11 protein-coding genes are annotated in these 13,401 nt (G+C 60.8%); 1 reads left to right on the forward strand and 10 read right to left on the reverse strand.

Features of this window, described 5'->3' with window-relative positions; translation table 11 throughout:
• Positions 1 to 885: 885 nt before the first annotated feature.
• The 6 genes from GT019_RS15965 to GT019_RS15990 all read right to left on the reverse strand — a co-directional run bounded on the left by GT019_RS15965 (position 886) and on the right by GT019_RS15990 (position 7,532).
• Positions 886 to 1,755 carry a sugar phosphate isomerase/epimerase family protein gene (locus tag GT019_RS15965; RefSeq protein ID WP_161744190.1) on the reverse strand — a complete coding sequence of 290 codons (870 nt, stop codon included), beginning with the start codon at positions 1,753 to 1,755 and terminating at the stop codon, positions 886 to 888.
• A gap of 252 nt (positions 1,756 to 2,007) precedes the next feature.
• Positions 2,008 to 2,613 carry a DUF6518 family protein gene (locus GT019_RS15970; RefSeq protein ID WP_235948318.1) on the reverse strand — a complete coding sequence of 202 codons (606 nt, stop codon included), beginning with the start codon at positions 2,611 to 2,613 and terminating at the stop codon, positions 2,008 to 2,010.
• Positions 2,614 to 2,824: 211 nt separating this feature from the next.
• On the reverse strand, positions 2,825 to 3,769 hold the full coding sequence (locus GT019_RS15975) for an ROK family protein (RefSeq protein ID WP_161744192.1): 945 nt from the start codon (positions 3,767 to 3,769) through the stop codon (positions 2,825 to 2,827).
• A 171-nt stretch (positions 3,770 to 3,940) separates the two neighbouring features.
• Complete coding sequence (locus tag GT019_RS15980; RefSeq protein WP_201755412.1) at positions 3,941 to 5,686, reverse strand: class I mannose-6-phosphate isomerase; 1,746 nt, start codon at positions 5,684 to 5,686, stop codon at positions 3,941 to 3,943.
• Positions 5,687 to 5,816: 130 nt separating this feature from the next.
• Positions 5,817 to 6,599 carry a DeoR/GlpR family DNA-binding transcription regulator gene (locus GT019_RS15985; protein ID WP_161744194.1) on the reverse strand — a complete coding sequence of 261 codons (783 nt, stop codon included), beginning with the start codon at positions 6,597 to 6,599 and terminating at the stop codon, positions 5,817 to 5,819.
• A 375-nt stretch (positions 6,600 to 6,974) separates the two neighbouring features.
• A complete protein-coding gene (locus GT019_RS15990; RefSeq protein ID WP_161744195.1) occupies positions 6,975 to 7,532 on the reverse strand; it encodes a helix-turn-helix domain-containing protein in 558 nt (185 codons plus the stop codon).
• A 162-nt stretch (positions 7,533 to 7,694) separates the two neighbouring features.
• Between GT019_RS15990 and GT019_RS15995 the strand changes: the two genes are divergently transcribed.
• The gene (locus tag GT019_RS15995) at positions 7,695 to 8,468 is read left to right on the forward strand and encodes an NADPH-dependent oxidoreductase (RefSeq protein WP_161744196.1); all 774 of its coding nucleotides are present in this window, start codon (positions 7,695 to 7,697) and stop codon (positions 8,466 to 8,468) included.
• 200 nt (positions 8,469 to 8,668) lie between these two features.
• Here GT019_RS15995 and GT019_RS16000 read toward each other — a convergent pair whose 3' ends face one another.
• From GT019_RS16000 to GT019_RS16015, 4 genes are all read right to left on the reverse strand, one after another.
• Positions 8,669 to 9,658, reverse strand: coding sequence for an ABC transporter permease (locus tag GT019_RS16000; protein ID WP_161744197.1), 990 nt, complete (start codon positions 9,656 to 9,658; stop codon positions 8,669 to 8,671).
• On the reverse strand, positions 9,655 to 11,187 hold the full coding sequence (locus GT019_RS16005) for a sugar ABC transporter ATP-binding protein (protein ID WP_235948321.1): 1,533 nt from the start codon (positions 11,185 to 11,187) through the stop codon (positions 9,655 to 9,657). The genes GT019_RS16000 and GT019_RS16005 overlap by 4 nt, the downstream gene beginning before the upstream one ends.
• A 291-nt stretch (positions 11,188 to 11,478) precedes the next feature.
• A complete protein-coding gene (locus tag GT019_RS16010) occupies positions 11,479 to 12,609 on the reverse strand; it encodes a sugar ABC transporter substrate-binding protein (protein ID WP_161744198.1) in 1,131 nt (376 codons plus the stop codon).
• Positions 12,610 to 12,764: 155 nt separating this feature from the next.
• Entirely contained in the window at positions 12,765 to 13,382 is a 618-nt protein-coding gene (locus GT019_RS16015; RefSeq protein ID WP_407945084.1) for a M15 family metallopeptidase, read from the reverse strand.
• Positions 13,383 to 13,401: the final 19 nt, after the last annotated feature.

Consider the following 13,401-nt stretch of genomic DNA (forward strand, 5'->3'; position numbering starts at 1 on the left):
GATGCGAACGCCTCGGGTAGACGCTAACGGCGCAAGGCGTTAGCGTCTCCGTGGTGCAGTGACGTTGGTGCGATTTACGCAGCAGCGATGGATAGGTTGATGAGCCGCTGGTACGTTTTAACGCGAGCGGCGACTGAAATCAGCTAACGGCGCAAGGCCTTAGTACGTCCGTGGTGCAGCGATGCGTCGCCAACGCCCCATGCATGCGCGAAATTTACGGGCATTGCCGGTGAAACGTTGACGGCGCATGCGATATTACTGTCTCTGTCTCCGCGTCTGCGATTCGATGATACGCCCTTGGTGCAGAACTGCCGCCTGCGCGGCTCGAGCGACCTATTCAGAGGTCCTGCCTCAACAAATGCTGCAAAAGTGCAGGATGGGCTCGCAAAATATGGAGAACTCAGCCGAATTGCTGCTAAAATGCAGGAAATCCGCCGTTTCCCATCGCGTAGTCGCGGTAATGCCCAAGAATCCTGCAGATTTGCAGGAATCCCTTCTATTTAGGGCATCGGATGCAAAAATCATGCAGTTTTGCAGCAATTTGCCTGAAGAAAGGCCTCTCGCCGACCTGCATCCGATTTCCACGCGGATCCGCATTCGAAATTCCACACCGATTCACATTCGAAATTCCACGCGGATCCGCATTCGAAATTCCACAACCGGTTCGCATCCGAAATTCCACGCGGATCCGGCATTCGAAATTCCACACCGGTTCGCATCCGAAATCCACGCCGATTCGCATTCGAAATTCCACGCCGGTTCGCATCCGTATTCCATTTCAATCCGCATACCAACATGCCAAAAAGGAGCTCTCCCACGATCATCCGTAGATGACTGCGAGGCAGCTCCTTTCCGGTCATGCCGAGCTCGAGCAGCCGAGCCCGTTTATTTGAAATACGTCGCCAGATGCGACGCGGCCTTTACGATGCCTTCGCGCTCCGCTTCGAGCGAGCCCCAGAAGCGGTGATCCTCCAGCTCGATGCTGACCGCGCCCGAGTAGCCGAGACGGTCCAGTCGAACGGCCACTTTGCCCCATTCGACGTCGCCGTGGCCGGGAATCGTATAGCGCCACGAGCCCTCGGAGAACCCGTACTTCGCGCCGAAGGTCGCCTCCAGCACGCCGCATTCGTACAGCTCGTCATGCAGGATCTCCGTATCCTTGCCATGGACGTGATTGACGCGCTCGCCGAATTCGGTCAGCGCCCGGATGTAATCGATGCCGAGACGGACCAGGTGAGACGGGTCGTAGTTCAGGCCGAAATGCTTCGACGGAATCGCTTCGAACATCGCCCGCCACATCTCGGGCGTGCAGCCGAGCGTCGGATAATGCGGGGCCGGTCCCGGCCAGCCTTCGATCGCGATGTAGATCCCTTGCTGCTCCGCATGCCGGACGATCTCCGGAAAGGTTTCTTTCCAGATCGCGAAGCCTTCGCTCCGCGGAAGCGTCCGGTCTTCCGGAACCAGGCACATGAACAGCACGCGTCCGCCCTGCGCCGCGATCTCCGACATTTCCCGTTTCGTCGCCTCTACCGCGTCCGCGCGGCGGGCTTCCTCCCGGCTGAGCAGCTGCGCGGTATGTTTCGCGTCGACGGACCCGATGCCGAGACCGGCCGACTCGCAGGCCGTTTTCCATTCCGGCGTCAGCCTCGGAAGATCCAATACTTCCAGTCCGACGCTTGCCGCCCATTGCGCGGTCTTCTCGATGCCTTCCGCGCCGATTTTAGGCGGAATCCGCATCCCCAATTTGACATTCATGCCGCTTGTTCCTCCTCGATTTTGAAGTGTCCGATGCCGCAGGAAAATGAAAGCAGTTCATCTAGGATGACACCTCGATTATAGAATATTTCGGCAGGAAAATTACGCCTTGGCGGAATCTTACAGTACGCGGATAACGCAAGAAAACGCCGCGAAGCGCCGTGCGGCCTGGGTCGAAGAACGCGATCCTGCGGGCGTGAATTTTGAAAGCGTTGTCGTCCATTTGGAAAAAATACAGAGACGGAAACGCATCTACGAAGTTACGGCATTCAATAGTCCGTATCCGATCATCCCCAAAGCAACGACCGGAAGCATGGCGGCCAGGGAGAGGAAGCGCGCCGGCCATGAACGTTCCAGCACAAGGATCCAAACAAAGCCGACCGCGAGCTCTGTCCACCCTACGGCGCGCATATGACCATACCCCGCATGGGTTAAAATATGAAGTCCTTCCGTCACGAACAGGCCGCCGAGCAGCCCGCTTCCGGCCATATGCCATCCGCCGCGTTCCCGTCTCCACAAGTTACCGCCGAGTCCGAAAATCACCCCGCCGACCACCGCGGCCGCCGACCATACCGCGATGTAGTACAGCGAATGCGGCACATGCTGCACGAATTTGGCGTACCCGTAATAACCGGCCACCATGCCGATCAGCGAGATCGCGGCGCCGGCCATCGCTCTCCTCCTCGTCGTGCCGAGGCCCCCGATGAAAAAGGCCGGGATCAGCCACACGGTGCCGGAATTGGCGAGCGAATTCCAATTCCCCGGCAGTACGCCCTGCCCGAGAACGGTAGCGATGCCGACGAGAAGTCCGACGATAATCGCGATGAAGCTGTAACTGCCTACGCGTTGCCTTCCCAATCGTTCGCACCTCCGCATCCAACAAGCTGAAGCTTTTCGTCCATTCTATCCCGTCTCTCCGGACAATTCAACGTCGCGCGCAGTGCCGGCTTGAATCAAGAAATGCCCTCTCGTTCGATAAACGGCTCTCACGATCGGGTACCCAATGCGTGCCGATTCGAAATAAAAAGGCAGCCCGGAACGCAAGCAAGTTCACGTCCCGACTGCCTCGTTAACGGCTTAAATCATAAATCCCCTTAAACGTGCTCGCGAGCGTATCCGGGCTGACGCGCACGTCCGCCGCGAGTCCGGCGCCGGCCAGCTCCGCTTCGAAGACCGGCGCGAACAAGCTGCCGCTCTTGGAAATCTGCCCGCCGAGCACGATGCGCTCAGGCCGGAATCGCAGCAGCGGCCCAGCCAGGATGGCCGCCATGCGTTTGCCGAACGCGGCGAACAGCTGCTTCGCCGCGCCGTCGCCGCCAGCGGCGGCCTCCGCGAAATCCCGCACGTCCAGCCCGTCCGCGTCATGCCCGAGCTCTGCCGCCAGGCGCAGAAAGCCCCGCCTCGAGAGGAAATCGTCGGCGATGCCGTCCCGGTAAGGCGCCGCGTACAGCCAGCCGTTGTCCGGCACGTCCGCCCGCTGCTTGATCAATGCGCCGTCCTCCAGAAAGCAGGAGCCGAGCCCCGTTCCGAGCGTCAAGCAGACGGTGCGCCCCGCGCCTCGCGCTTCGCCGTAGCCGGCCTCGCCGAGACCGAACAGCGCCGCGTCGTTCTCGAAGACGATGCGGCAGTCCGCCGCCAGCCGCGGCGCGAGCCGCGCATCCCCGCGGATCGCCTCCGTCAGCAGCGCGCCGACGTTCAGCCCGTACAGGGACTCGAACTTGCCGAGTCCCCGGATGAGACTGATACCGTTCGGGTAATCGAACGGACCGGGGAAGGCAAGGCCGATGCCGCGAATCGTGCCCGCGTCCGGGCCGGCTTTCGCCGCGAGATCCGCCGCGATATCGCCGAAATGCGCGATGACGGCATCGGCGCTCTCGCCGGACCGGGCGTCGTAATGCCCGATCGTGCCCGCCAGGACGCGGCCGTTCTGCACCGCGGCCGCCTTGATCTGCGTGCCGCCGACGTCGAACGCGAGAATCAGATTCTTAAAGGTCGGTTCCGTGACCGTATTCATATAGGTTATCGCATTCGTAATCGCATTCGCATTCGTAATCGCATTTGCATTCGTAATCGCATTCGCATCCGTATTTGCATCCCTATTTGCATCCGAATTTGCATTCGAATCCATCGCCTTAATTATATCCGCATTCGTCATCGGTTCCAGCTCCATCCTCTCCGCCCCCGGTTACGCTCGGACATACGCCTTGATCGTGGCGATCGTCCGCCCCTCGCTCGGTCCGCTCGGGCGAATCACGTACGCGTCCACGGATGCCGGGACGATGAACGTCTCCGCGTACCGGACGACGAACGGCTCGAACGCGCCGTCAGGGCTCTCCACGGTCGCTTCCTCGCCCTCGATGAGGTTCAGCATATGCACGCTGCCGTTGCCCGCGTGGCGTACCGGAACCGAGAACCAATGGCGGCGCGTCTCGATGAATTCCAGCTCGTGCAGCCCCGTCCGTTCTTCCCGCCAGCCTTCGCCCTCGGCGATCGTCCGCACGGCATTCACGCAGGAATCCGTCGTCCATTGCGTCGTCCGGTCCCATGCGATGACCTTGCTGCCGTGCTCGACATGCACCGGTCGCGGCTTGCCGTCGAGGCCGAGACGATCCCAGTCCCACAGCTTGAAGGTGAAGATATACGGCGTCGCGCTGATCTCCAGCACCATGGAGCCGGAGCCCGAGCAGTGGACCGTGCCTGCCGGGATGAGAAAATGATCGTGCTTGGCCGCCGGGTACACGTTGACGTATTGCTCCGCCGGGAATGCGAAGCCGCCTTCCTGCGCACGGCGCAAGTCGCCCAACATCGCTTCCGGATCTACGTTGTCCCGCAGCCCCAGGTACACCTCGGCGCCGGGAGCCGCTTCGAGAATGTAATAGCTTTCGTCCTGCGTGTACGCCATGCCGAACTGCTCGCGGATGTATTCCGTCGTCGGATGCACCTGGAGGCTCAGGTTCTGCCCGCCGATCGTATCCAGAAAGTCGAACCGGATCGGGAACTCCGCGCCGAAGCGCGAATACACCTTCTCCCCGAGCAGGCGGATCGATTCGAAGAACACGAGATTGATCGCCGGGAGCTCCACCCGCACGCCGCCGTAGCGCAAATACAGGCTGTTCTCCTCCGGCACGCCGTCGAAGCCCCAGGCATACGGATGCTGCTTCGCGGGCAAGCCGATGTTCGCCTCGAGCCACGTGCCGCCCCAGACGCCGGGGTCGAAGTACGGCACGAGCCGGAACGGCTGCGCGGCCGTCCGGGCCAGCCCCGCGAACAGCGCCGCCCGCGTGAGCATGTTCGGCGCCGATTCGGCGTTGGTGTCCAGGTAATAATCGATGCCGCCGAGCAGACGTTTCTTCAGGCGGTCCGCCATGCGCCATTCGAAGAAGAAGCCGCGCTTGTACATTCGGAGGATATCCGTCTCCTGCTTGGCCGTCCGCCAATTGCCGGCTTCCTTCGCGCGGTAGCGCAGCTGGATCTCCCAGCGGGCCATGTCGGCATATACCGCCATGTCGGCCTTGGCGACGAGCGAGGCGCCGAATCCGATGACGAGGACGATGCCGCGCTCCACCGCATCGATCTCCCGCCGCAGCTTCGCGATGCCCTCGGCGTCGTAAAACTCGCCGATATCGAAAGGCGCCATATATCCGAACACGCGATCCTCCGTCAGGAAGCGTTCCGCTTTGCGATCGACTTCGGCCGCCGAGAGCGCCGCTTCCTCCGCCTGGATGACCGCGACGGGCCGCAGCGCCCCGCTCAGTCCTGCGATGATCTCGTCCTGCCGAACGCCGGGGTAGCATTCGACGACGACCACGGTCTTGTCCTGTCCCCGTCCTTCGACCGCGCCGCGAAGGCGCGCGCCGATCGCCTCGTAGCCTGACCACGCCTCGTTCTCCCAGCCGGGTATCGCCGTCTCCGGACTTTTATCGTATGCCATTCGCGTTAGCTCCTTCATTCACGCCTTTTATCGTAATATATCACGAATTAACATAAATGAACACAATAAAAAGGAGCCCTTCGTCCTCCGCGACCTGCAGGTCGCATCGAACTCCAGTACTCCTTTCCTGCTACACGATATGAAGCTCCGTCCCGCTCGCCCGTATGAATGCCGCATCGGCCTCCGCTATGCCCGCGTCCGTGATGAACGCGTGAATGTCGGTCAGCTGCGCGACCGTGGACAAGAACCGTTTTCCGATCTTCGACGAATCCAGCAACATGACGACTTTGCCGGCGGAGCGGATCATCGCCTTCTTCACCTGCGTATCGAGCAGGTTCGGGTCCGAGAAGCCCGCTTCCGGCGAATAGCCGAGCGCCGACAGGAAGAGCGTGTCCGCATGATAGCGGCCGAAAAACTCCTCCGCAACCGGTCCGACGAACGTGCCCGACACTTCCCGCAGCATGCCGCCGCAGCAGATGACCGTCCGCTCCTCCGTGACCGAACGCCGGAACGCCGCGAGCGTATCCATGCCGTTCGTCAGCAGCGTCAGCCGGCTGAACGCGCCGAGCAGCTCCGCCATCCGGGAAACGGTCGTCCCGTTCTCCAGCACGATCACGTCGCCTTCGCGCACGAACCGCTCCGCCGCATAGGCGGCCAGCCGTTCCTTCACGCCGCGGTTGCTGGCATGCTTGGAGGCGAGATCGGGTTCCTCTCCGTTCGCCAGGCCCGCGGAATCCCGATAGACCACGCCGCCGTGGGAACGCTGCACGCGGCCTTCCTTTTCCAGCTCGCTTACATCCCGCCGAACCGTCATCTCCGATACGCCGAACCGGTCGCTCAGCTCCTTCATCGTCGCGGCCCCGCGCTCCTCCAGGAAGCCGAGCACCGCCTGCTTGCGCTGTAATGGCAGCATCGTTGCACCTCGCACCTATTTCAACGAACCGTGCCGCCGGTCATATCGGCAGCCATTCGATCTTGTGACTCATTTTAACATAAACGAACAAATTAACAAGCCGGCGCTGTCTGCGAGCGTTCTGCCCGTTTCGTCCGGAATCGCATGCGTGCCTGCGTTCTTTTGGATGCTTTTCGCTTAGCGACGTTAACGATTGCGCGTCAGCCGCGTTTACGCGCTTCTTCGCCACAGGCTGCGCCTGCCCCGACGCCATCGCTTCGCCTTTGGCAGGCAGCGGAAGCACGCGCATCCGCTGCCTGCTCGGCTCGCTGCGCTGCAACTCATTTCTTTCGCCCCAGCGCACCCCGCACCATCGGCTGCATAGCCTGGCCGCGCTTACGTTCGTTCCCGCCGCGGCGCCTCCGGTTCGGCCTGCGCCGAATCCGATTGACTTTGCTGCAGCTCGATGAACGAGGTTCGAACCAGCTTCTGCATGAATTCCTTCACGAAATGCAGCTGCTCCGGCGAATAATCCGCCATGAACCGGACCGCCCCGGCCTGAATTTGCTCGTCGAGCCGTTCATGAAGCGCGTATACCTTCTCGCCTAGCGGCGTGATCGAGAAATGCAGCTCCTTCTTGTTGCCCGGCAGCGACTCGATCACGATGAGATTCCGCGATGCCAACCGTTTCGTTACCTTGGAGACGGTGCCCTTCGGGAATCCGTAGCGGGTGGACAACGCGATTCCGTTCGCCCGTCCCAGCTTGCCGATCGCGTCCAGGACGTGAAGCATCATCGGCGTCATATCCTGCAGCGCCTCTTCCACGTCCGGATCGAGTCCTTGCGCAAGCAGCCATTCCTTCTCCTCGTCATCCTCCTGCTGGATCTTCAAGGCGAACTGAGAGAAGGCGTCGATGACCTCGCGCAGCAGCTTTTCGTCATGGGTATGCGGCATCGGGCTTGCCTCCTTCCGTCTATGCGTATCGTCGTTCCCATTATAGCAGAGCGAACGCATGGCCGTAAATAATGTTTCCGAGAAACAATATTGACGGCTTCCTGACGTCATGCTATATTGTTTCCAGGAAACATAATAAACGAAAGAGGAGTGGAATCCCCTATGCGCAACGAAGTCGTCGCCACGGCCAACGAGGTCCTTGCCACCATCATGAATCACCGTTCCATCCGCAAATTCACGAACGAGCGCCTGACGCAGGCGCAGATCGCCACGATCGTGCAGGCTGCCCAAATGGCCGCGTCCTCCAGCTTCATGCAATCTTACTCTATCATCGGCTTGACCGATCCCGCCTTGAAACGCGAGCTTCGGGACACGACCCGCACGCCGTATGTCGAGGACAACGGGCATCTGTTCATCTTCTGCGCGGACCTCCACCGGGTCGGCGTGATGGGCAGCGAAGAGGATCAGCAGCAAATGTCGGGCATGCTGGCGAGCGCCGCCTTCTATCAGATCGCCGTCGTCGACGCCGCGCTGGCCGCCCAGAACGCCGTCCTTGCCGCCGAGTCGATGGGCCTCGGCGCCGTCATCATGGGCTCCGTCAACCGGGACATCAAGCGCCTGGACGAGATGCTGCAGCTGCCCGCTCACGTCATGCCGCTCTTCGGCATCGCCGTCGGCGTGCCGGACCAAGAGCCCGAGATCAAGCCCCGCCTCCCGATGGACGCCGTCTATTTCGAGAACCGCTACGCGCCCGACGCCGAGCAGCGCGCGCGCATCGAGGCTTACGACCTCGGCATAGAGCGCTATTATCAAACCCGCAGCGAGAACAACCGCGCCGGCGGCTGGTCGGGCGCGAATATCGCCAAGCTGAAGACGAACATGCCGCTGCAGGGCTTGACCGACTTCATGCGGAGCAAGGGATTGAACGTGACGTAAATCCAATCACGGCAGCCGGGATCGCGTCGAATGCGGGCCGCGCTGCCTTTTCTGCCTAGTATTGACAGACTGGCCCATTCGATTCATCCGTTCGCCGACGTACTTCTTCTTCTTTTCCCCCTCTTATCTTGCGGGCGATGTCTAAACGGATTGAACCCAAAAAAGCCCGGGATGCATGTCCCGGGCTTTCGCGATCCTACTTAACCGTTCTTCCGGCGATTCAAATGAATGAACGTGACCGCGAGCGCGAGCACCAGCACCGCGCCCTTGATGATGTCCGTCGTGTAATACTCCACGTTCAGCATCGTCATGCCGTTGACCAGCACGCCGATCAAGATCGCCCCGAAGAACGTCCCGATGACGTTCGGGCGTCCCGCGCCGAAGACGGAGTAGCCGACGAATACCGCCGCCACCGCTTCCATGAGCATCGGCGAACCGGCGTCGACCTGGCCGTTGCCGACGCGGGCCGCGAACAGGATGCCGCCGATCGCCGCCAGCACGCCGGACGCGACGTACGCGTACGTGCGAACGCGCTTGACGCGAAGACCGGACAGGCGGGCCGCTTCCTCGTTGCCGCCCATCATGATCATCTGGCGGCCGAGCCGCGTATACTTGAAGAACAAATGCGCCGCCACGACCGCGATCACCATCAGGATAACCGGGAACGGCACGCCGAGCAGCTTGCCTTGGCCGATCCATAAAAATTCCTTCGTCATGACGCCGGGCGCTTTGGTACCGTCCTGCATCTGCATGTTGCTGTAGATGGAGTAGCCCTTCGTGTACGTCTTATGCACGCCGCTGACGATGTACATGACGGCCAGCGTCGCGAGCAAGTCCGGAATTCGAACCTTGACGATCAAGAAGGCGTTGATCAGGCCGACGATGGCGCCGAAGACGAGCGGAATGACGATGACCAGCACCAGCGGCATCTGGAACCAGACCATCAGCGTCGCCGAGAGCACGGTGGCCAGCGATACGGTGGAGCCGACGGACAAGTCGAAGCCGTCGACCGTCAGCGAGATCGTCACGCCGATCGCGACGAACGTCACGATGGAGATGGACCGCAATATATCCGCCAGGTTGTTGTACGTGAAGAAATATTGATTGTAGAGCGAAAAGAACAACAGCACGATCCCGATGAAAATGATCGCCCCGTACTTGAACGAGAATTGCAGCAGCCGATTGTTCACGCCAATTCCTCCTTACCCGCACTCGCATAATAAAGCAAATCTTCCTGCGTCGCCTCGCCCCGGTCGAACGAGCGAACGATCTCGCCGTCGCACAGCACGAGGATCCGGTCGGCGAGGCCCAGCGCCTCGGCGAATTCGCAGGTTAAATACAGAATCCCCTTGCCTTGCTGCGCCAGCTCCCCGATGATCCGGAAAATATCGCGCTTCGCGCCGATATCGACGCCCTTGGTCGGCTCGTCGAACATGAAGATCTTGGCGTCCGTGCTCGTCCACTTGCCGATCGCGACCTTCTGCTGATTGCCGCCGCTCAGGAACGCGGTCGCAATTTCGGGATGGGATGCTTTGATGCCAAGCCGTCCGATGACGTTCTCGGCGTAACGCCTCTCTTTGGCGCCCGAGATCAGGCTGAAGCGGCTGAGCGAACGCAGGATCGGCAGGCTGAGGTTATGCAGCACGGACTCCCGGACGAGAATGCCCTCCTTGCGCCGTTCCTCCGGCACGAGCACGATGCCCGCTTCCACGCCTTCGGCCGGCGAGCGGGGCAGGATGTTTTTCCCGCCGAGCTCGATGGTTCCCTTCTCCGCGACATCCGCGCCGAATAGCAGCCTGGACAGCTCCGTCTTGCCCGCGCCGACCAGCCCGACGACCGCGACGATCTCGCCGCTGCGGACGGTCAAGTCGACGCCGCGCACGCGCCTGCCCGCCGCAAGCCCCCGCGTCACCAATAACGGCTCGCCGATGCTCGCCTCCAGCTTCGGGTATTCTTCCTCGAACGATTTGCCCAGCATCGCGCGAATGACGGCGCCCGCATCGGTCTCGGCCGCGGGCTCGTTCATGACGACCCCGCCGTCGCGCATGACCGTGATCCGGTCGCTCACCCGGAATACCTCCGGCAGCCGGTGCGAGATGAAGACGATGCCGATGCCGGCCGCCTTCAACCCTTCCATCAGGCTGAACAGCCGGTCCGCTTCCTCCATGCTGAGCGGCGCGGTCGGCTCGTCGAGGATGACGAACTTCGCTTCCTGCGCGAAGAGGCGGGCGATCAGCACGAGCTGCTTCTCGGCGAGCGTCAGCTCGGACACGCTGCGCAGCACGTCGATCTGCAGGCCAAGCCTCGCCAGCACCTGCGCGGCTTCCTCGTTGAGCTTGCCCCACGAGATCCACTTGCCGCCTTCCGAGGACGCCAGACGGTCCAGCATGATATTTTCCGCGACGCTCAAATGCTGCACGAGCGACGTGTCGACTTCCTGATAGACGCAGTGAATGCCGTTCTTCTTCGCATCCGCCGGCGAGCGGACGAGCAGCGTCTGGCCGTCGATCTCGATCGTGCCTTCGTCGCCCTCGTATGCGCCGGATAATATTTTCATCAGCGTGCTCTTGCCTGCGCCGTTCGCGCCGAGCAGGGCATGAACCTCGCCGCCGCGCAGCTCGAAATCGACGTTCTTCAGCGCGGCCACGCCCGCGAAGGACTTGCCGATCCCGCTCATGCGCAGCAGACGGGCCGTCCGTACTGGCTGTCCAGAAACCATCCTAATTCCCCTTTCGCGCTTCGCTGGAATAATTAAACATGGTGAAAGCCCGCTCCCTGTGGTCAATTGGGTCTGCACTCGCTGTTGTAGCCGGATTTCTTTGATTAGATTAATCATTAATAGGTTGAAATTCGGCTACAAAGGCGAACGCTACGCTGTTCCGACTCCAATCGACCTCCGGTCGCTTCTTCACCAGGCTAAAGATTATAAAATCGCTAACACTTCTAGACTCATAAACAGCAGGAAACGGCGCGGTTATACCCGCGCCGTGCTTTAATGCGATTTTCGTGCTTACTTGCCGACGGCTTGCTCCAGCTCTTTGAGGTAGTCCGTGTTGCCTTGGTCGCTCTTGCCCCAGCCTTCCACGTACTCGCCGAGGTCGGCGGTCGTGACTTTCTTGTCCGTCGGAAGCATGTCGCGGCTTACGAAGACCGGCTCGATTTGAACCGTTGCGTCCGCTTTGTCGCCGTGCAGCTTTTGGTACAGGTAACGCACTTGAACTTGTCCGATCGAGGAAGGATCCGCGCCAGCGGCTGCAACCCATGGGCTAGTCGGATCTTGAATCAGCGCCAAGTCCTCGTCGCTCATGTCGATGCCGTAGACTTTGATTTCCGTACGGCCGGCTTGCTTGATCGCGTTCGTGACGCCTTTCGCGAATTCATCCCATGCTGCCCATACCGCCGTGATGCTGCCCTTCTCCGGATACTGCTTCAGGATCGCTTCCATGCGCGTTTGCGCGTCGAGCTGCGGCGAGTTCGCGTCGCCGAATTGGGAGATTTCCTTAATGTCCGGATACTTCTTCAGGAAGCTTGCGTACGTGATTTGGCGGCTTTCCATCGGCGGGAAGCCGGCGACCCATACTTTAACGATGTTGCCTTTGCCGCCGGCGTCTTTCGCCAGCGCCTCAAGCGATTTATCTGCCAGCATCTGATCGTTCTGCGCCAGGCTCGTTACGCCATCGATCGCGAGGCCCGAGTCGAATGCGACGACCGGAATGCCGGCCGCGACCGCTTTATTGACGCCGTTCGTCAGCGCGTCCGCGTTGCCGTGGTCGATCAGGATGCCGTCGTATTTTTGGTTGATGGCCGTATCGAGGTTGGTGACCATTTTGCTCAGGTCGTTATCCGAAGCGAGGACGGTGACTTTGCCGCCGAATTTCTCGACTTGCTTCGTAACGCCGTCGACGTATTGCGCCGAGAACGTGCCTTGATTGAACTGCATGATAAGTGCGATTTTCTTGCCTTTCAACGAATCGACAGCGGAATCGCCGCCTGCCGCCGCGTTGCCGGAGTTCGCCGGGGCGTTGCCGCCGTTGCCGGCAGCGTTATTCGCGTTGTCCGCTTTGTTGCCGCATGCGGACAAGACGAGTACGACCGCAAGGATAAGTGCGAGCGCGAGGCCCGCGCGTTTCTGGAATTTCATGTAGATACTGCCTCCCTATTCTTCTCTCTTAAGCTCTGAAACTTACTATATACGGTAATATCCCAGTATGTCAATCGGAAATGTGGAATTTTCGACAATACTTGGACGCTTGCGAAAACCGCCCTGCCGCGGACGGCTTTCCGCGTTCTTCCCCGCTATGGCTTTACGTCGTCGGGCGGCCGCTTGCCGCGCTTCAGCTCGTCGATGGAATAACCGAAATCCATCTGCAAATGCGGATAATCCTTGAAGCTCTTCCAATCGCCGCCCCATGCGAAGCCGAGCGATTTGGCGATGGCGACGACCTCCGACCAATCGGCCTTGCCGTTATGGTTGCCGTCGTATGTCAAATCCCAGATCGCGTCCCCCTCCGAAGTGCGCAGCGCGAAATCGATCGCCAGTCCGTAGTTGTGGTACGAGGCGCCGCCTTTGGCGTTGGTGACGACCTGTCCCTTCGCGGTGCGTCCTTGCTCGTACAGCACGTCCTGCTCCAGGCTGCTGCGGAAGCCGTCGGTGATCAGGATCGTGATGCCGGCCTTGGAGGTCAGCTTGATCAGCTCCGTCATCTTGGCGGCCACGACGGGATGAAGCGCCTCGACCGGCGGCACCGGTTCGACCGGCACGTCGCCCGGCTGCGGCCAGAGCCGCTCCTTGAACGGGGAATTGAGAACGATCAAACCCGCCAGCGACAACAGCATGAGCGGGAGCAGCCAGGGCTTCCTTCTCGCCCGCCTCAGGACGGGCCTTGCCGAAACCGGGAGGTTCATGTCCGGCATTCGAATGGTCACTTCCTTC

The organism is Paenibacillus glycinis, assembly GCF_009909185.1.
Classification (GTDB): Bacteria; Bacillota; Bacilli; order Paenibacillales; family Paenibacillaceae; genus Paenibacillus_Z; species Paenibacillus_Z glycinis.

Coding starts and splice junctions, on each gene's coding strand:
- GT019_RS15965 (WP_161744190.1), bottom strand. CDS start 1,755: ATGAATGTCAAATTGGGGATGCGGATTCCGCCTAAAATCGGCGCGGAA.
- GT019_RS15975 (WP_161744192.1), bottom strand. CDS start 3,769: ATGAATACGGTCACGGAACCGACCTTTAAGAATCTGATTCTCGCGTTC.
- GT019_RS15980 (WP_201755412.1), bottom strand. CDS start 5,686: ATGGCATACGATAAAAGTCCGGAGACGGCGATACCCGGCTGGGAGAAC.
- GT019_RS15985 (WP_161744194.1), bottom strand. CDS start 6,599: ATGCTGCCATTACAGCGCAAGCAGGCGGTGCTCGGCTTCCTGGAGGAG.
- GT019_RS15990 (WP_161744195.1), bottom strand. CDS start 7,532: ATGCCGCATACCCATGACGAAAAGCTGCTGCGCGAGGTCATCGACGCC.
- GT019_RS15995 (WP_161744196.1), top strand. CDS start 7,695: ATGCGCAACGAAGTCGTCGCCACGGCCAACGAGGTCCTTGCCACCATC.
- GT019_RS16005 (WP_235948321.1), bottom strand. CDS start 11,187: ATGGTTTCTGGACAGCCAGTACGGACGGCCCGTCTGCTGCGCATGAGC.
- GT019_RS16010 (WP_161744198.1), bottom strand. CDS start 12,609: ATGAAATTCCAGAAACGCGCGGGCCTCGCGCTCGCACTTATCCTTGCG.
- GT019_RS16015 (WP_407945084.1), bottom strand. CDS start 13,382: ATGCCGGACATGAACCTCCCGGTTTCGGCAAGGCCCGTCCTGAGGCGG.